17 protein-coding genes are annotated in these 17,518 nt (G+C 66.1%); 13 read left to right on the top strand and 4 right to left on the bottom strand.

Going from position 1 to position 17,518, the window contains the following annotated elements:
• Positions 1–572: 572 nt before the first annotated feature.
• The 3 genes from ACFPJ1_RS07770 to ACFPJ1_RS07760 form a co-directional block, all read right to left on the bottom strand.
• The gene (locus ACFPJ1_RS07770) at positions 573–1,490 is read right to left on the bottom strand and encodes an NADP-dependent oxidoreductase (protein WP_380102403.1); all 918 of its coding nucleotides are present in this window, start codon (positions 1,488–1,490) and stop codon (positions 573–575) included.
• 162 nt (positions 1,491–1,652) lie between these two features.
• Positions 1,653–2,495 carry a 3-oxoadipate enol-lactonase gene (gene pcaD / locus ACFPJ1_RS07765; RefSeq protein ID WP_380102402.1) on the bottom strand — a complete coding sequence of 281 codons (843 nt, stop codon included), beginning with the start codon at positions 2,493–2,495 and terminating at the stop codon, positions 1,653–1,655.
• Between the two features lie 5 nt (positions 2,496–2,500).
• Positions 2,501–3,352 carry an IclR family transcriptional regulator domain-containing protein gene (locus ACFPJ1_RS07760; protein WP_380102400.1) on the bottom strand — a complete coding sequence of 284 codons (852 nt, stop codon included), beginning with the start codon at positions 3,350–3,352 and terminating at the stop codon, positions 2,501–2,503.
• A gap of 118 nt (positions 3,353–3,470) precedes the next feature.
• Here ACFPJ1_RS07760 and ACFPJ1_RS07755 point away from each other — a divergent pair, with 118 nt between their 5' ends.
• From ACFPJ1_RS07755 to ACFPJ1_RS07695, 13 genes are all read left to right on the top strand, one after another.
• Entirely contained in the window at positions 3,471–4,049 is a 579-nt protein-coding gene (locus tag ACFPJ1_RS07755; protein ID WP_380102399.1) for a flavin reductase family protein, read from the top strand.
• On the top strand, positions 4,046–5,644 hold the full coding sequence (locus tag ACFPJ1_RS07750) for a 4-hydroxyphenylacetate 3-hydroxylase family protein (protein WP_380102397.1): 1,599 nt from the start codon (positions 4,046–4,048) through the stop codon (positions 5,642–5,644). Before ACFPJ1_RS07755 ends, ACFPJ1_RS07750 begins: the two co-directional genes overlap by 4 nt.
• 22 nt (positions 5,645–5,666) lie before the next feature.
• Positions 5,667–6,518 (top strand): catechol 1,2-dioxygenase, encoded by an 852-nt coding sequence (gene catA, locus ACFPJ1_RS07745; RefSeq protein WP_380102396.1) that lies wholly within the window; start codon positions 5,667–5,669, stop codon positions 6,516–6,518.
• Positions 6,515–7,669 (top strand): muconate/chloromuconate family cycloisomerase, encoded by a 1,155-nt coding sequence (locus ACFPJ1_RS07740; protein WP_380102395.1) that lies wholly within the window; start codon positions 6,515–6,517, stop codon positions 7,667–7,669. The genes catA and ACFPJ1_RS07740 overlap by 4 nt, the downstream gene beginning before the upstream one ends.
• A 4-nt stretch (positions 7,670–7,673) precedes the next feature.
• Positions 7,674–7,955: a muconolactone Delta-isomerase gene (gene catC, locus ACFPJ1_RS07735; protein WP_380102393.1), complete on the top strand. Its 282-nt coding sequence runs from the start codon at positions 7,674–7,676 to the stop codon at positions 7,953–7,955.
• Positions 7,956–8,069: 114 nt separating this feature from the next.
• Positions 8,070–8,567 carry a Dps family protein gene (locus tag ACFPJ1_RS07730; RefSeq protein ID WP_380102392.1) on the top strand — a complete coding sequence of 166 codons (498 nt, stop codon included), beginning with the start codon at positions 8,070–8,072 and terminating at the stop codon, positions 8,565–8,567.
• Positions 8,567–9,166: a sulfite oxidase-like oxidoreductase gene (locus ACFPJ1_RS07725; protein WP_380102391.1), complete on the top strand. Its 600-nt coding sequence runs from the start codon at positions 8,567–8,569 to the stop codon at positions 9,164–9,166. Before ACFPJ1_RS07730 ends, ACFPJ1_RS07725 begins: the two co-directional genes overlap by 1 nt.
• 374 nt (positions 9,167–9,540) lie before the next feature.
• Positions 9,541–10,314 carry an SDR family NAD(P)-dependent oxidoreductase gene (locus tag ACFPJ1_RS07720; protein ID WP_380102390.1) on the top strand — a complete coding sequence of 258 codons (774 nt, stop codon included), beginning with the start codon at positions 9,541–9,543 and terminating at the stop codon, positions 10,312–10,314.
• A 143-nt stretch (positions 10,315–10,457) separates the two neighbouring features.
• A complete protein-coding gene (locus ACFPJ1_RS07715; RefSeq protein WP_380102389.1) occupies positions 10,458–11,402 on the top strand; it encodes an NADP-dependent oxidoreductase in 945 nt (314 codons plus the stop codon).
• Between the two features lie 172 nt (positions 11,403–11,574).
• On the top strand, positions 11,575–13,014 hold the full coding sequence (locus tag ACFPJ1_RS07710; RefSeq protein ID WP_380102388.1) for an NAD(P)/FAD-dependent oxidoreductase: 1,440 nt from the start codon (positions 11,575–11,577) through the stop codon (positions 13,012–13,014).
• Positions 13,015–13,211: 197 nt separating this feature from the next.
• On the top strand, positions 13,212–13,847 hold the full coding sequence (locus ACFPJ1_RS07705) for a TetR/AcrR family transcriptional regulator (RefSeq protein ID WP_380102386.1): 636 nt from the start codon (positions 13,212–13,214) through the stop codon (positions 13,845–13,847).
• A gap of 225 nt (positions 13,848–14,072) precedes the next feature.
• Positions 14,073–14,810 (top strand): SDR family oxidoreductase, encoded by a 738-nt coding sequence (locus ACFPJ1_RS07700; protein ID WP_380102385.1) that lies wholly within the window; start codon positions 14,073–14,075, stop codon positions 14,808–14,810.
• A gap of 212 nt (positions 14,811–15,022) precedes the next feature.
• Positions 15,023–15,886: an alpha/beta fold hydrolase gene (locus ACFPJ1_RS07695; protein ID WP_380102384.1), complete on the top strand. Its 864-nt coding sequence runs from the start codon at positions 15,023–15,025 to the stop codon at positions 15,884–15,886.
• A 355-nt stretch (positions 15,887–16,241) separates the two neighbouring features.
• On the opposite strand, the gene ACFPJ1_RS07690 is transcribed toward ACFPJ1_RS07695, so the two are convergent.
• Positions 16,242–16,910 (bottom strand): sigma-70 family RNA polymerase sigma factor, encoded by a 669-nt coding sequence (locus tag ACFPJ1_RS07690; RefSeq protein WP_380102383.1) that lies wholly within the window; start codon positions 16,908–16,910, stop codon positions 16,242–16,244.
• Between the last annotated feature and the right edge of the window lie 608 nt (positions 16,911–17,518).

The raw sequence follows: 17,518 nt of genomic DNA, 5'->3' as shown, positions 1-17,518 counted from the left end.
TCCCAGCCCTGGCTGACATCCATGCCGGCGACGGCGATCGAGTCGCCCGTGACCAGATCTCCGTGGCAGTGACCGCGGGCCGCTTGGAGTACAACGACGGCGCCTCTCAGGTGTTCGAGCCGAACGGAAACACGACGTATGTCGAGGCCGGTCGACGACCCGCGGTGAGTGGTCCGTCGACGACGACGGCCACTTCTGCTCCTTCTGGCCGCCCAGCTACCGGGCCTCTTACGAGCAGCGGTGGACGGTCGAGAATGGCGCGATCACCGGCCTGCGATTCGTCGAGCTCAGCGGGGGAGCCGAGTTCGTAGGCCACTATCGGCCCGTCCGCTAAGCGGGACGGAAACGGAAGAGCGCGCGTAGAGCACAGCACGGAGCGAGGAACGTAACGGGACCTTTCGAGTGGTCCCGTCGCGTTTCTGGCCTACTTGACTAGCGGCTACCTCATGATGACGACCCTGATCTCCGCTGGATGCTCGGAGAGTGCCAACCTCGTGTTGACGACGAGGTTGCTCGCCACCAGAGGGGTCTTCCTCCCCGTAAACGACGGACCGCTCGCGGTCCCCGAGTTCTCACGGACGAACGCGGATGACCGTCTTCCCCTTGACTCGCTCGGTGGGGTTGAAGGCGGCGACAGCGTCGTCGAGGGTCGCGACTTGGCCGATGTTCGTCCGCAGTCGTCCGTCCCGCACCCGCCGGGCGATCTCGCCCAGTTGGCGGCGATCAGATTCGACAACGAAGTCGATCGCCAGGCCATCAGCGGGCCGTGCCTCGGGCGGGCCGGCGATGGTCACCAGCGTTCCGCCGGCCCGAACCAGACCCGCGGACCGCTGCCCGATGTCGCCGCCGAAGACGTCGAAAACCAGATCGACTCCGCCGACGTCTTCCAGGGCGTCGTTCTCGAGATCGACGAACTCCTGCGTCCCGAAGCCGAGCGCCGTCTCACGGTCGCCGGCACGCCCGGTGCCGATGACGTAGGCGCCGGCCTCCCGCGCGAGCTGCGTCACCATCGATCCCACTCCTCCGGCCGCGCCGTGCACGAGGACGCTCTGCCCCGCCCGGAGGCGGCCGTGGTCGAACAGCCCCTGCCACGCGGTCAGGCCCGAGATCGGCAGGCTCGCGCCCACCGTGAAGTCGACGTCGCCCGGCAGCGGCGCAAGGTTGCGTGCCTCGACGGCTGCGTACTCTGCGAGCGTGCCGTCGCGAGTCCAGTCCGTGAGGCCGAATACCCGCTGCCCCACCGACAGCCCCGTCGTGCCATACCCGAGAGCGCTGACCACCCCGGCCAGCTCATGCCCGGGGATCGACGGCGTCCGGTCACGACCCAGGCGATCGGTCCAGTTCGAGGGCCATGTCAGCTCACCCGGGGTGAATCCCGACGCATGAACCTCAACGAGGACATCGTTCCCCGCCGCCTCCGGCTCTGGCCGCTCGACCAGCGTCATCCCGGCCGTCCCCGCGGCCTGATCCGTCACCACAATCGCCTTCATCCGGCACCTCCCTGTATCCAATTCTCGCCTGTGTGACCTTTTCGCTTCACCAGTGTTTGTGGCACCAGATCTCGGCGTCTTACCCACGCTGATCAGTAGCCGTCGTGATCCAAGGCCAACGTCGTTGACAGCTGGTCCAGGTTGCCATCCACGTCGGTCGGGCTAGGGGCTCGGCGCGGCTTGGTGTCGCCGCGCGGTGTGGCTCAGAGCAGCATCTCCAGTGTCTCGCGCAGCGGGGTGAAGGCACGGACCTCGCAGGTGTGCAAGGAGGGCCTCGGTGATGATCTCGGGCTGTTCGTCGTTGGCGAGATGCGCAGACTGCGGTACGACGAGGAGCTGACCGTCCTGCACTGATTCGGCAATCGCCTGAAGGTGGGGGACCGGCGTCGCGGGGTCGTCGGCGCCTGCGATGGCCAGAGTCGGCGTGCTGATCGACGGCAGGTCGGCTCGCAGATCCATGGTCGCGATCACCTCGCAGCATGCCGCATAGGCGTCCGCTGGGGTTGCGGCCACGGTTTCGACTGCGGCTTGGATCCGTTCGGGCTCACGGTCGTGGAAACCTTCCGTGTACCAGCGACGGACGACCGCTTCGGCGACTGCACCCGTTCCTTCGGCGCGCACCACCGTCGCGCGCTCGCGCCAGGCCTTTGCCGGCGGCAGATGTGCCGAGGTGCAGAGCACCGCTAGCCGATCGACGCGATCAGGATGCGTCGCCGCCAGCCGGAGTCCCGTCATTCCGCCCAGCGAGAGTCCGATGAAATGAACCCGACCGAGCCCGAGGGTGTCGAGCAAGGTGATGACATCGCCGACTAGATCGTCGATGGTGTCCGGACGAGTTGAGGGCACCGAGAGCCCATGGCCGCGCAGGTCGTAGCGGAGTACCGAGAAGTGCTCGGCCAGTGCGTCGACCTGACGCTCCCACATGCTGAGCGTCGAACCGAGCGAGTTGGACAGGACGACAGTCGGGGCGCCCTCGGGGCCAGGGGTGAGTTCGTGGTGAATCATCGCGGTCAGAAGAAGCCGTCGCGCGGTATGGATCGGGTGCCCGCAACACGATGCTCGGCCAGGTCCGCCGAGATCCCGTCGGCTGCTTCGAGCATGAGCGGGACGACTTCGCCGGTCACCTGGGCCAGCGTGCGCCGGCCGACCGAGGTCGAGTAGGCGAGGGCGGCGACGACAGTTCCGTCGGAATCCCGCACCGGCACGGCCGCGGAGAGCAATCCTTCTTCGAGCTCTGACTCGACCACGGCGTACCCGCGTTGCCGCACCTCGTGCAGCGAATCGCGGAGCCGCACCGGATCGGTGATGGTCTTCGCGGTCAGCGGATGGAGCCCGGCTTCCACCACTCGTTCCACGATCGAAGGCGGCGCCCAGGCGAGGAGCACTCGCCCCATCGAGGTGGCGTGGGCGGGCACTCTGGATCCGACATCGATGCTGATGCTCATAACCCGGCGCACCTGGACGCGGGCGACGTACACGACATCGGTGCCGTCGAGTTGGGCCAGTGACGCGGACTCGTGGGTGGCCTCGGTGAGCCGCAAGAGGTGCGGCTGGGCGATCTCCACCACGCCGTGGGTGGCGGCGAAATGCTGGCCGATGGTCAGTACCCGCGGGGTCAGACTCCATCGCCCGCCGGAGCTGGTCAGATAGCCGAGCCGTTGCAGCGTGAGCAGGATTCGCCGTACCGCGGGGCGTGAAAGGCCTGTCCTGGCAGCGACTTCGGCGAGTGAACCGCTCGGCAGGTCGGCATCGAAGGCGAGCAGTACGGCGAATCCGCGCTCGATGCTCTGGATGTAGTCCCGCTCGTTCTCGCCGGACTCCGCCGGGCCATCGCCGGATCCGTCTCTCGCCGTCGCGCTCATGATCCTCATCCTTACCACCGACCTCTTGACAGCCTCCGATGCCGCACCGCACAGTGGCCTGAACGCACAGCGTACCAAATGTACGCACAGCGTACAAGCAGATTCGGAGGTGACGGTGATGGACCCTCGCGAACTTCGCAACGCGTTCGGACGTTTCGCCACCGGCGTGACCGTGGTGACCTGCCGCAACGCGACCGGTGACCCGCACGGCGCGACGGTGAACGCCTTCACGGCCGTCTCGCTCGAACCGGCGCTGGCCCAGGTGACGCTGGCCCGTACCTCGAAGGCCTGCCAGTTCCTCGACGGGCGGCCGTTCGGGATCAACATCCTCGCCGCGGACCAAGGACACGTGGCCTGGCACTTCGCCGGCCGCCCGGCAGACCAGACGCCGACCTGGCTCGAAGGCCCGACAGCACCACTCGTCGAAGGGGCGGCGGCGACGATCTCCTGCCGTCCTTGGCGTACCTACGACGGCGGTGACCACCTGATCGTCATCGGCGAGGTCGAGAGCGTGGACATCACCGACGTCGACCCATTGCTCTTCCACTGCGGCACGTTCCGCCACCTCCGGCCGCTCGAGACCGGTGCTCACTGGTTCGGTTCCGCGGACTGCCCCGAGCGCGGCTGGTTCGACGCGGCCACCACGTTCACTCCCTTCTCTCCTCGTGCACGACAAACCACCAAGGAGTTCGCATGACCACTCAGGAAGCCCCTGTCGCAGCGGCTGTCGGCCAGGTCCCGGCCGCTCCCATTGAGGCGACCGCGAGCCGGCCGATGACCGGCGCGGAGTACCTCGAGTCCATCCGCGACGACCGCGAGGTCTGGATCTACGGCGAACGTGTCAAGGACGTGACCGAGCACCCGGCGTTCCGCAACCCGGCCCGGATGGTGGCGCGGCTCTACGACTCCTTGCACGACCCGGAGAACAAGATCACCGTTCCCACCGACACCGGCAACGGCGGGTTCACCCATCCGTTCTTCCGGACCCCGCACAGCTCGGCGGATCTGCTGCAGGACAAGGCCGCGATCGAGAACTGGGCCCGGCAGACCTGGGGCTGGATGGGCCGCAGCCCGGACTACAAGGCCAGCTTCCTCGGGACGCTGGGCGGCAACAGCGAGTTCTACGCGCCGTACGAGGAGAACGCGAAGCGCTGGTACAAGGAGAGCCAGGAGAAGGTTCTCTACTGGAACCACGCGATCATCAACCCGCCGGTAGATCGCAACCTGCCGCCGGACGAGCCCGGCGACGTCTTCATGCGGGTGGAGAAGGAGACCGACGCCGGGGTGATCGTCTCCGGCGCCAAGGTGGTCGCGACCGGCTCGGCCATCACCAACTACAACTTCATCGCGCACTACGGACTCCCGATCAAGAAGAAGGAGTACGCGATCATCTGTACGGTCCCGATGGACTCACCGGGCGTCAAGCTGATCTGCCGGCCGTCGTACGCGATGCAGGCTGATGTGATGGGCAGCCCGTTCGACTACCCGCTGTCGAGCCGGCTGGACGAGAACGACACCATCTTCGTCTTCGACAAGGTGCTGGTGCCGTGGGAGAACATCTTCCTGTACGGCGATGTCGACCGGATCAACGGGTTCTTCCCGCAGTCCGGGTTCATCCCGCGGTTCACCTTCCACGGCTGCATCCGGCTCTCGGTCAAGCTGGACTTCATCGCCGGCCTGCTGATCAAGGCGCTGGAATGCACCGGCAGCAAGGACTTTCGCGGTGTCCAGACCCGGGTCGGCGAGGTGATCGGCTGGCGCAACCTGTTCCGTGCCCTGTCCGACGCGATGGCGATGAACCCCGACGAGGGACCTAACGGCAGCGTGCTGCCCAAGCTCGACTACGGCCTGGTCTACCGCCAGTTCATGATCCAGGGCTATCCGCGGGTCAAGGAGATCATCGAGCAGGACGTCGCGTCCGGACTGATCTACCTCAACTCCAACGCCGTCGATTTCAAGACGCCCGAGGTACGGCCGTACCTCGACCGCTTCGTCCGCGGCTCCAACGGCTACGACGCGGTCGAGCGGACGAAGCTGATGAAGGCCTTGTGGGACGCGGTCGGCAGCGAGTTCGGTGGCCGGCACGAACTGTACGAGCGCAACTACTCGGGCAACCACGAGAACGTCAAGGCCGAGATCCTGTTCGCCGCCGAGGCCCAGGGCCAGGTGGACCAGATGAAGGGGTTCGCCGAGTCGATGCTGGCCGAGTACGACCTCGACGGCTGGACCGTTCCGGACCTGATCAACCCCACTGACGTCAGCCGCATCGCCAACCGCGTCGTCGACCTCTGACCCGGAGCAGGAGGAGCCAATCATGACCACCACCCAGGATTCACCCACGGCCGCTGGTTCAGGTGCCAGCGCCAGTGATGCCTTCAAGGCCAGCAAGGAACGGCGCGGTGACGCGGCCGTCGCGCCCGAGCGTGTCGATGCTGTCATCTCGGCCATCCTCAAAGGCGTCCACGACACCATCCGCGAGCACCAGGTCAGCTATCCCGAGTTCCAGGCCGCCAAGGCGTGGCTGATGGAGGTCGGCGAGACCGGCGAGTGGCCGCTGTTCATGGACGTCTTCGTCGAGCACGTCATCGAGGAGGTCGCCGCAGAAGAGCAGCAGGGCACCAAGGGCTCCATCGAGGGCCCGTACTACCTGCCCGACCAGGTCCGGCTCGGCTCGACCTGCAACCTTCCCCGCCGGGTCGACGAGAAGGGCACCCCGCTGGTGTTCCAGGGCCAGGTCCGCGCCCTCGACGGTACTCCGCTCGGCGGTGCCGAGGTCGACATCTGGCACGCCGATGCCGACGGCTACTACTCCGGCTTCGCGCCCCACCTGCCGGAAGGCAATCTCCGTGGTGTCGTGATCACTGATGCGGAAGGACGATTCGCGATCTCGACCGTGCAGCCCGCGCCGTACCAGATCCCGGCCGACGGCCCGACCGGCAAGCTCATCGAGGCCGCGGGCTGGCACCCATGGCGCCCGGCCCACCTGCACGTGATGGTGCGCGCTGAGGGCCATCGCACTGTGACGACCCAACTGTACTTCGCCGGCGGCGAGTGGCTGGACTCCGATGTCGCCGAGGCGACCAAACCTGAGCTCATCCTCGACCCGGTCGACGACGGCACCGGAACCCGCCGTTCGTCGTACGACTTCGACCTCGAGGCGCTGTGACCGAGCTGGCCCGGGCTGACGAGTTGGTCGTCGAGAGGATCGAGACCGTCATCCTCGACGTCCCGCTGCGGCGGCCGCACAAGTTCGCCCGGGTCACCACCGACGTGCAGCCGATCCTGCTCGTCTTCGTCCACACCGGTGGCGGCGTCACCGGTGTCGGCGAGGGTGTCGTCCCGGGTGGGCCTTGGTGGGGAGGCGAATCGGTGGAGTCGATGAAGGTCACCATCGACACCTATATGACTCCACAGGTGCTCGGCCGCCAGGTCAATGACATCGAGAACATCTGGCGAGACATCTGCGATCAGGTCAACGCCAACCTCTACGCCAAGACCGCGGTCGAGGTCGCCCTCCATGACGCGTGGGCGCGGTCCCTCGGCGTACCGGTCCACACCCTCCTCGGCGGTCTGTCCCGCGACAGCATCGACGTCACCTGGGCACTCGGCGCCGAACGGGAGGAGGTGGTGATCGAGGAGATGCAGCGAATCCTCGAGGCCCGGACCCACAGCAGCTTCAAGCTGAAGATGGGTGCGCTGGACCCGGTCGCTGATACTCAGCGGATCGCGGCCATCGCCGAGAAGATGGCCGACGCAGCGAGCTTGCGAGTGGATCTCAACGCCCGTTGGGATCTCGAGACCTCGCGCGAGCTGCTCCCACGGCTGGCCGCGGCCGGCATCGCGCTGATCGAACAACCTGTACCTGGGGAGCAGTACGAGGCTCTCGCCGAACTCAACGCCTTGCTCCCGATCCCTGTCATGGCTGACGAATCTCTGCGTACTCCGGTCGATGCCGAACGCCTGATCCGGCTGCGGGCCGCCGACGTCTGGTCGATGAAGCTGACCAAGGTCGGCGGCTTCCGCCGTGCCCGCGACATCGTCGCCATCGGCGCGGCCGCCGGGATCCCCAGCCACGGCGGCACGTCGATCGAGAGCACCATCGGCACCGCCGCTTCCCTGCAACTGGCCTGCGCAGCTCCCGGGGTGACCTGGGGGAGCGAGCTGTTCGGGCCGCTGCTGCTCGCTGAGGAGGTTGCACTAAAACCGCTGTCGTACTCCGGGGGCCGGCTACTGCTACCCGACGGCCCCGGCATCGGCGTCGAACCAGACCCAGCCGTCGTCTCCGCGTTGCGCCGACGACACCTCACCAGGGACTGATCGCATGTTGTTCCACGTCAGAATGGACGTCACGATCCCACCCGACCTCGACCCCGACGTCCGCACCCGCCTGGTCTCCGAAGAGCGCGAACGCGCCCTGGACCTGCAACGCTCAGGCGTCTGGCCACAGCTGTGGCGCATCGTCGGCAAGTACTCCAACATCAGCATCTTCGACGTCAAGACCGGCGACGAACTCCACACCCTCCTCAGCTCGCTACCCCTCTTCCCGTACATGACCATCGAGGTCACCGCCCTGGCCACCCACCCCTCCAAGCTGATGCCCTAGGGATGGCTGGAGCGGCAGCGGGCGAGGCATCGAGATCGGCTGTGCGTCTGGTGGGCGCATGCGTCGCCTGGAGGAAAGGTTCGGTGGCAACGGCGACACAGGGGTGGTATGTCGATGGAATCTGTTGCTAACTCGGTACAACTACCGTCACTGGACAACCCGCACGAGCGGCAGGCGGTGGGTGGTGAACTAGAGGTTGTGTTGCAGGACCTGATCGGTCTGTCGCTGATCGGGAAGCAGTTGCACTGGAGCGTGATCGGGCCGGCCGCGCGCAGCGTGCACCTGTTCCTGGACGAACTGGTGGGGGAGTGGCGCGAGCTGGCGGACGTCGTCGCCGAACGCGCGGTCACGCTCGGGTTTGTCCCGGACGGTCAGGCCTCGGCGGTGTCGGACGGGTCGCGGGTCGAGCCGGTGCCGGTGCGTTCGGTGGTCGATCACGCGGTGATCTGGGAACTGGTTCGGCGGGTCGCGGCGGCAGCCGAACGGGTCCGGGAACGGCTGGCCCGAATCGGGGCGGCAGATCTGGTGACGCAGGACGTTCTGGTGGACGTGGTCCGCAAGCTCGAGCAGCAGCAGTGGTTGCTGCGCGTGCAGCTGGGGGACAGGGCCTGATGGCGGTCACGAGAGGCTTCCAGGGCCGAGGCGCCGGGGTGGATCCGTCGCGGGTGCCGCCCGGCCAGTACGTGACGAAGGACTTCCCGGTGCTGTCGGCCGGGCCGACACCTCAGGCAGCGCTGGATTCGTGGGAGTTCACGATCCGGGGCGCTGTGGACGAGCCGGTCTCGTGGTCGTGGGCGGAGTTCCGGGCGTTGCCGCGGGAGACGTTCACTGTCGACATTCACTGTGTGACGAAGTGGACGAAGTTCGATACCACGTGGTCCGGCGTATCGCTCGACACTTTGCTCGCGGCGGTCGGCACGGCAGCGTCGTACGCGATGGCGTTCGCGGACGGTGGCTACACCACGAACGTGCCGCTCGACGATCTGCGCGGTGGGCGGGCGTGGGTGGTTGACGAGTACGACGGAAAGCCGCTGGCGCTTGAGCACGGCGGACCGGCCCGACTGCTGGTGCCGCACCTGTACTTCTGGAAGAGCGCGAAGTGGGTGCGGGGGCTGGAGTTGCGTCCGTTCGACCAGGCCGGTTTCTGGGAGATGTTCGGCTATCACAACTACGGAGACCCGTGGAAAGAACAGCGCTACAGCGGCGACTGACGTGGCAGACGGGCATGGTGGTCGACACGGTGCAGGAGACACCGCGGGCCAGGCCGGTTGTATTCCTGTGAGCTCTATCTCTTTTGGACCATTACGTCCAGAGGTGACGTCTTGACGCCCTCGCTGGGGTGCCGTCGTTGCGCTAGAATTCTTGGCTTATGCCGCCTCCGGGGTTGCTACGTCGATCCAAAAAGTGGACTTGACCGACCAGTTCTGCGCGACTAGGTTCGGGGCGTCCCACTGGGATGCGTCCGCTGGCGACGAACTGTCCGACTTGGACCAGCCGGCGCCGAGTTCCACGGACGTCGAGCCAGTCCCGGGGAACCGGGCTTCTGTCAACACAAATCGCGATTCGATGGGAAGGAACAACTGTCATGAGTGAGAGCTTCGAGGGCCGCAAGGTGGTCGTCGTCGGCGGCAGCAGCGGCATGGGTCTTGCCACGGCCCAGCAGGTGGTCGCCGCGGGCGGCACCGCCGTGATCACGGGCCGAGACCAGGACAAGGTCCGGGCCGCGGTCGAAACGTTGTCGCAGAACGGAAAGGCGTGGGGCATCACCGCGGAGCTGACCGACCGTGACCAGGTCCCCGAGGTCCGAAAGCAGCTCGCCGCCGAGCACGCTGACGCGACTCTGCTCGTCAACGCCGCGGGTTTCTTCATCCCGAAGGCGTTCAGCGAGTACGACGAATCCTTCTACGACTCGTACAACGAACTGAACCGCGCGCTGTTCTTCATCACGCAGACCGTCGTCGCGGGTATGGTCGCCGGGGGCCAGGGTGGCGCCATCGTCAACATCGGCTCGATGTGGGCGCACCAGGGCATTGCGGCGACGCCGCACTCCGGCTATTCCGTGCAGAAGGGCGGCATCCACTCGTTCACCAAGGCGCTCGCGATCGAGCTGGCGCCGCACGGTATCCGGGTCAACGCGGTCGCGCCCGCGGTCGTGAAGACACCCTTGTACCTGGGCTTCGTCCCAGCGAACAAGTTCGATGAAACCGTCGACAGCTTCGACAGCTTCCACCCGCTAGGCCGGGTCGGCAGCCCGGAAGACATCGCGAATGCGGTGTCGTTCCTGCTGTCGGACAAGTCGAGCTGGATGACCGGCGCCATCGTCGACGTCGACGGCGGCATCATGGCCGGCCGCAACTGACCCTCGAAAGCGTAAACGCCCGAACTGCATCGGCGGGGCTGCGGACCTGACCGTACGCGTCCGTAGCCCTTGCCCGCGGGGAAACCAATGCCGGTGAACCGAAAATGCTGTGCAGGCGAGGATTGGATACAGAGAGGTGCCGGATGAAGGCGATTGTGGTGACGGATCAGGCCGCGGGGACGGCCGGGATGACGCTGGTGGAGCGGCCTGAGCCGGATGCGGCGAGGCTCGCCAGCCTTGAGGGCGCGAACTACGGCGACGTCGTCGTGGAGGTTCATGCGTCGGGATTTACCGGGAATGAGTTGGAGTGGCCCTCGACCTGGACCGATCGCCTCGGTCGTGACCGGACGCCGTCGATCCCCGGACATGAGCTGGCCGGAGTGGTCACTGCGCTCAGCTATGGAGCAACGGGGCTGTCGGTGGGGCAGCGGGTGTTCGGCCTCACGGACTGGACTCGCGACGGCACGCTCGCAGAGTACGCAGCCGTCGAGGCGCGTAACCTTGCGCCGCTGCCCGGTGACGTTGATTTCACAGTGGGCGCGGGCGTCGCGATGACGGGTCTGACCGCGTGGCAGGGGCTGTTCGAGCATGGCCGCCTCCGGGCGGGGCAGAGCGTCCTCGTGCACGGCGCGGCAGGCGCAGTCGGTTCGATGGTGACGCAGCTCGCGCGGGAGGTCGGCGCCTACGTCATCGGCACCGGACGCGCTGCTCACCGGCAGCCGGCGCTCGACTTCGGGGCGCAGGAGTTCGTCGACCTCGAGAACGACGTTCTGGAAGACGTCGGCGGAGTCGATCTGGTTTTCGACGTCTTCGGTGGTGACATCGGGAATCGGTCCGCGGGTCTGGTTCGGGCCGGCGGAACGTTGGTGACCGTCGCCGGCCCGCCCGAGGCGCGGCCCGCTGATGGACTAGCGGTCGACTTCGTTGTCGTGTCGGATCGCCGCCAACTGGGTGAGATCGCCCGGCGGGTGCGGGACGGACGACTGCGGGCGAACATAGGCCAAGTCGCGACGCTCGACGATGCCGTCGCCGCCTTCAACCCGACTGCGCGGATCCAGGGAAAGACGGTCATCCGCGTTCGTCCGTGAGGACTCAGGGACCGCGGGCGGTCCTGCCCTCCTTGTGGACCGGCGTCAGCCGCGTGGCCAGGTCGGGCGACTCATACCGGCAGACGTCATCGGAGCGCGGGGGAACTACCGGCATTGTCGGCGAGACCGTGGCTCGGCCGACCCGTACGCAGTCGTGCTCGAGGAGGCAGTGATGCGAAAGGTCCTGGTCGTGGGCGGCGGCTATGCCGGCTTCTACACCGCTTGGAAGTTGGAGAAGAAGCTGCGGACCGACGAGGCGTCGGTGACGCTCGTCGATCCGCGGCCCTACATGACCTACCAACCGTTCCTGCCCGAGGTGACGGCCGGCTCCATCGAAGCCCGGCACGTCGCAGTCTCGTTGCGCCGGCACCTGCCGCGCACGCACCTGATCGTCGGCAGCGTCGTCCACATCGACCACGCGCACCGGATGGCCACCGTCCGGCCCGCCGACGGCCCTGAGCAGGAGCTGCGATACGACACCATCGTCATCACCGTCGGAGCAGTGACCCGGACCTTTCCCATCCCGGGTGTCGCCGACGATGCCATCGGGATCAAGTACGTCGAAGAGGCCGTGGCGACCCGCGACCGGCTACTGACGGCGTTCGAGCGAGCGGCCACGCTGCCGCCCGGCCCGGAGCGGCGCAAGCTGCTGACGGTGACCGTCGTAGGCGGCGGTTTCACCGGCGTCGAGGTCTTCGGCGAGATGCTCTCGCTGGCCACGGCCCTGCTCAAGCACTACCCCGAGCTGAGCGTCGACGAACTCGACTTCCATCTGGTCGAGCTGCGCGACCGGATCCTGCCCGAGGTCGCCGCCGAGCCCGCGCGATGGGTGGTCCGGCACCTGGAGAAACGCGGGGCCCGGGTCCACCTCGGCGCGAGCCTGGTATCCGCCGAGAACGATCACATCGTGCTGTCGGACGGCACGGAGTACGACAACCACGTACTCGTCTGGGTCGCCGGCAACCAGAGCAACCCCGTCGTCGCCCGGCACACCGACCTGCCGGTCGACCGTGCCGGCCTGTTCCGGGTCCGCACCGACCTGCGCATCGGCACCCCAGACGCCGCCATCCCGGATGCCTGGGCGGCCGGCGACAACGCTGCTGTCCCCGATCTCGCCTCAGACATCCCCGGCGGCTCGTTCACCGTCCCCAACGCCCAGCACGCGGTCCGGCAGGGCAAGCGGCTGGCCAAGAACATCGTCGCCGACCTACGAGGCCGGAAGGTGAAGCCGTACAAGCACCACAGTCTCGGCGCCGTCGCCACACTCGGCCTCGGCAAGGGGATCTTCCAGTACCGCCGGATCGTCATCAAGGGCCCGCTCGCCTGGCTCATGCACCGCGGTTACCACGTGCTGGCGATCCCGACGTGGGAGCGCAAGGTGCGGGTGGCACTCGTCTGGGCGGCGGCGCTGTTCTACGGGCGCGACATCGTGTCGCTACTGTCGGTGCAGCACCCGCGGGCCGAGTTCGTCGCCGCCAGCCTCGGCGCCCGTCAGCGGTGGGAGGTCGGCGAGCCCACCGAGCCCTTGGCAGCGGGTGCACTAGCGCAGTCGGCTGCGTCGTCCGGTACCGACAAGGCGACCGCCGCCGCACCGCGAGAACGATCGGGGTGACTAGCCGCCGCGTATTCCCCGTCCAGGTACCTGACGCGCATGAGCTGACCGGCGATCACATCGCCGGCTCCCGGAGTCATCCGGGCTAGAAGGAGTGTGTCCTTCCGGCTGTTCGACAGCGGGACGTCGCCTTTGCGCGACTGCGGCTGGAACCTGATCCACCGCCAACTGTGGGGCGCACCGATAAGCTCTCCCCTGTGCCCGAGACACAGAACGAGCTCGACCGCCGCCTGACTGCCCGCGGCGCGGTCACCCGAGCCCGGATTGTCGCAGCCGCGGACGAGTTGATGTCCCTCAAGGGGGCCGCGGCCACCACCCTCGACGAGGTGACCGCAGGGAGCGGGACGAGCAAGTCCCAGTTCTACCGCCATTTCAGTGACAAGAGCGCGTTGGTGCAGGCGGTCATCGCGCTCCGCGGCAGTCGCGTCATGGAGCGAGAGGAGCAGTATCTCCGCCGCGTCGATTCGCTCCGCGGCCTGGACAGATGGCGCCGAGCCGTCATCCAGCGGGTCACGGTGCGCCGAGGCGCACTGGGGTGCGAGCTCGGGTCGCTGTCGACTGAGCTGTCCGATCGGGACGAAGACGCCCGGATCGACCTCGACGCTCATCTGACCGCCTGGATTTCGTTGCTGGCCGACGCCCTGGAGCGTATGCGGGCCAACGGTACCCTCCGACCAGAGGCAGACACGCAGGCATTGGCAACGGGCATCATGGCCGCACTCCAAGGCGGCTATGTCCTCGCTCAGGCGGCCCGCGATCCGGGTCCAATGGAGATCGCGCTCGACCTGGCAATGGCTTCAGTCCAGGCACAGGCCACTCGATCCAACATCTGAGGTCGTACGCCGACACGCGGCATCGTCTAGGTCTGTCGATTGGATCCCGCATCAAGGTTCATCGCCGTGTGGTGGGATCTGCCAGCAACATTGCATCGATGACTGCCTGATACCTCTCCCCAGATTGACCGTTCGTTCGAGTAAGAGACGGTCATCGTGCTGACTCCAACAAATATGCTCGCTCTCCTGAATCTCCCGAAACCTCTCGCGGGCCGAGTTGCCCTGGTGACAGGCGCCGGGGGTGGGATCGGGCGGGCGATTGCCGAGGAACTGGGGGCAGCTGGTGCAGCGGTCGCCGTTGTCGTGAGGCCGGAGGCTCGCGCCGGCGGCACGGTGAGTGCTATTCGGACGGCTGGTGGCCGCGCCGTACAGTTCAGTGCTGACCTGTACGACCTCGGTTCGGTGCCGCCTCTCATCCACGGAATCGAGCGCGAGCTCGGCGAGGTTGACGTTCTGGTGAACAATGCCGCGACAGTCATGCCGCTAGGCCCGGTGACCGGGGTGCGCCCGGAGGCGGTGCTCCGTGCTCTCACCATCAACGTGGGCAGCGTGATAACACTCTCGGCTGCCGTGATTCCGGCGATGGGCCGGCGCGGCTGGGGACGGATTACCAATATCTCCGGCGTCCTCGGCAACTTGGCCTCGATACCTGGTGGCAACGTATACGCTGCGTGCGTAGCCGCGCTCGAGACTCACACCTTGAACCTGGCAGCGGAGCTGGCTGGGACTGGCGTGACAGTCAATGCGTTGCGCGTGCAGAGGATCTGTCCATCCCTGCGTGCCTGGCTCAAAACCATTGATCACGATCAAATCGACGACCCGCTGATCCGTCGCTTCGTCAACAGCCATATCGACGTCGCTGTGATCGACTCGGTAGGCCTTGCCAGGACACTGCTCACACAGGTTCTCGGCACGGAGTCCGGCCAAATCTGGGACACGATCCATCCCGATCCGGTGCAGTAGTCCGATCCGTCTCGGTCTCACTGCAGGCCGGACCATGCGGCGTGAACCGGTCGGTTTGGTACGAAACCCCCCGCTCCGACGTAAGACGCCGGAGCCTCCGGGAGGCTAACTCGATACGAGTGCCGACATCAGACCGGATTCCGGTCGTCCTGGCTGAAGCCGCCGGCGAACAGACGCTCACCCCAGACCCTTGAAGATGAGCATGGAGTGCCATGACGAGATTTCGTACTGTGTTCGCCGGTGGGTTGGAGGTCTTCTATCGCGAGGCGGGCGAGCCCGGCGCGCCGAAGCTCCTGCTGCTGGGTGGATTCCCATCGTCGTCGCACCAATTCCGGAACCTGATGCCGGCCCTCGCCAACCGATTTCACCTCGTCTCGTTTGACTATCCGGGGTTCGGGAACACCGAGATGCCGGATCCGCGAGAGTGGGACTACACCTTCGACCACCTCGCCGAGATCGTCGACGAGGCACTGCTGGCGATCGACTTCACGGGCCCGATGGGACTGTACCTGCAGGATTACGGAGGCCCGATCGGCAACCGGCTGATATCCCTCCACCCGGACTGGCTGCGGTGGCAGATCATCCAGAACGCCAACACGTACGAGGAGGGGTTCACCGAGGCGTGGGACAGCATCCGTCATGTCTTCTGGTCGAACCGCACTGCCGACACCGAGGCTCTGGTGGAGGCATTCCTGGAACCCGAGACGGTGAAGGCGATCTACCTGTCCGGTCACCCAGACCCGACAAGGATCAGCCCTGACAACTGGAACATAGATCTGCACTTCCTGGCCCGACCGAACGCGCATCGGGTGCAACTGGACCTCTTCTACGACTACCGCACGAACGCCGAGCGGTATGTGGCATGGCAGGCGCGCCTGCGACGCGACCAACCGAAGACGCTGATCTTCTGGGGCCAGGGCGACATGCTCTTCAGCCCGGCCGGCGGCGAGGCGTACCTCCGTGATCTCCCTGACGCCAAGCTCGTGCCATTGGATTCAGGGCACTTCGCGCTAGAAGACTGCCTCGCCGATATCGTTGCCGGCATCAACAGTTTCTACGATGAGAACGTCAAATAGTCCATCACCCCAGGCCGCGGTGGCAGCTGTATGAGACGACGACGCATCTCCTCGGATCCGAGCACGCGCACAACCCGGGGGCCTCTGGTGAAAGAAGTGGGCCGAACACCGTAGCGACCTTCGTCGTCGATCGTGCACACCGGCTGACCTTACTGGACCGGACCGCAACCGGACAGACGGCCACCTGCTGGGATCGTTGCTGACGGCACTCGGTCCTATGTCTCCAACGCCGGTAGTGGCTCACTCTCCGGCTTCGTGGCGACCCGCGCTGGTGCTCCTGGTCGGCATACACGTCGGGGCCTATCACCGCACCGCAAACGCGATCGAGTAGATCTGTGCTGAGGAAGGTCCTAATTCAGTCGACCTTCCGTCCCGGAAGGTAGCCGGAGTCGACCAGCGCAGTTCGCAACTTCCGGCGTGCGTCGAACATCACCTTGTAGATCGCGTTATGTGTTGCGCCCATCTGGTCTGCCAAGACGTCCGTCGGCATCCCGTTCAGCAGAGCAACGAAGACGAACCGTTGCTTCTCTGTCAGCTTTTCGTCGACTGCACGGTGCACTGCATCCATCAGATCTCGTCCCTCGGCGTGAGTCTCGGGCTCGAGACCACCTGCTGCCGGTAGACGATCCCAGTCTTCCTCCTCGAACGCGATGCTGGCACCGGCGCGCTGCCAGAAGTGACGACTGACCTTCGCGGTGACGTCGAAGACGACGAACTTGTACGCCCACGTCGTGAACTTGCAGTCCCCGCGGAATGTCTGAACCTTGCGACAGATCGTCAGCAGTGCGTCGGCAGCGGCCTGGTGCGCGATGTCATCCAACTCTGGGCCAGCCAGTCGCAAGCGTGAGGCCCGCCGCGCCACCTCCGCCCTCGCTGCCCGGAGCAGAATTTCATGCAGCCTACGACTTGCTGCTTCGCCACGAGCGCCACCGACACTCAAGTCGTGAACCCAGGCACGATTCTCTACCGCCACCTCCGTGGAGACTCGCACCTGCGAGCAGGGCTCGAAAGCATCGCCGTCCACAGGATCTCCCCGCAATCAAATGCGCTGAAGTCATCGCTGTCCCGATGACAGTGACCAGGGGCCTGGCACCTCCGTGTCGACCCGGTGAAGCAGTCTACATGGACGATATCGTCCATTATCTGATCGGGTCCAATCGGCTGAACCTGCGGCACAACGAGTGTGTGTCAGAACATATCGCTTCGTAGCCTCACGATGCCCTGAGTCCATACTGATCTATATCGTCCTCTTCTCTGTCTGGGGCATGCATCGGCAAGACCAGGCGCGCGCGATCGGCCACTGTCTGTTATGGCGCAACAGACGCTTGCCGCCTCGGGCCGCTGTCGGCCATCCCACTCCACGCAAGCACCCCGAGTACGAGTCGATCGTCGATTCCACCGGGCCGGAAGGCGACGCGGGCCAGCTCGATCAGTCAGCCGTCGGTCTCAGCAGAACTTGATGCGAACGGTCGTAGCCGCATCCGGACGCACTCCGGCCGGTAGTTGCCCCTGCTGACGTAAGAGAGACGATGTGTCGGCGCACCAACGTCGTACAACGATCAGACTTAGCCCGGATCCACCGCTGTGAGGGTGGTGTCGCGCGGGTCGTGACAGGCGAATGCCCTGCTGTTC

This window comes from Kribbella qitaiheensis (genome assembly GCF_042657745.1).
GTDB lineage: Bacteria > Actinomycetota > Actinomycetes > Propionibacteriales > Kribbellaceae > Kribbella > Kribbella qitaiheensis.
Note: the sequence above shows the minus strand (reverse complement) of the source record. Positions and strands in the feature narration are given on the sequence as shown.

Bases quoted from the DNA above. Each gene is read 5' to 3' on its own strand.
- ACFPJ1_RS07770 (WP_380102403.1), bottom strand. From the start codon at position 1,490: ATGAAGGCGATTGTGGTGACGGATCAGGCCGCGGGGACGGCCGGGATG.
- pcaD (WP_380102402.1), bottom strand. From the start codon at position 2,495: ATGATTCACCACGAACTCACCCCTGGCCCCGAGGGCGCCCCGACTGTC.
- ACFPJ1_RS07760 (WP_380102400.1), bottom strand. From the start codon at position 3,352: ATGAGCGCGACGGCGAGAGACGGATCCGGCGATGGCCCGGCGGAGTCC.
- ACFPJ1_RS07755 (WP_380102399.1), top strand. From the start codon at position 3,471: ATGGACCCTCGCGAACTTCGCAACGCGTTCGGACGTTTCGCCACCGGC.
- ACFPJ1_RS07750 (WP_380102397.1), top strand. From the start codon at position 4,046: ATGACCACTCAGGAAGCCCCTGTCGCAGCGGCTGTCGGCCAGGTCCCG.
- catA (WP_380102396.1), top strand. From the start codon at position 5,667: ATGACCACCACCCAGGATTCACCCACGGCCGCTGGTTCAGGTGCCAGC.
- catC (WP_380102393.1), top strand. From the start codon at position 7,674: ATGTTGTTCCACGTCAGAATGGACGTCACGATCCCACCCGACCTCGAC.
- ACFPJ1_RS07730 (WP_380102392.1), top strand. From the start codon at position 8,070: ATGGAATCTGTTGCTAACTCGGTACAACTACCGTCACTGGACAACCCG.
- ACFPJ1_RS07725 (WP_380102391.1), top strand. From the start codon at position 8,567: ATGGCGGTCACGAGAGGCTTCCAGGGCCGAGGCGCCGGGGTGGATCCG.
- ACFPJ1_RS07720 (WP_380102390.1), top strand. From the start codon at position 9,541: ATGAGTGAGAGCTTCGAGGGCCGCAAGGTGGTCGTCGTCGGCGGCAGC.
- ACFPJ1_RS07715 (WP_380102389.1), top strand. From the start codon at position 10,458: ATGAAGGCGATTGTGGTGACGGATCAGGCCGCGGGGACGGCCGGGATG.
- ACFPJ1_RS07710 (WP_380102388.1), top strand. From the start codon at position 11,575: ATGCGAAAGGTCCTGGTCGTGGGCGGCGGCTATGCCGGCTTCTACACC.
- ACFPJ1_RS07695 (WP_380102384.1), top strand. From the start codon at position 15,023: ATGACGAGATTTCGTACTGTGTTCGCCGGTGGGTTGGAGGTCTTCTAT.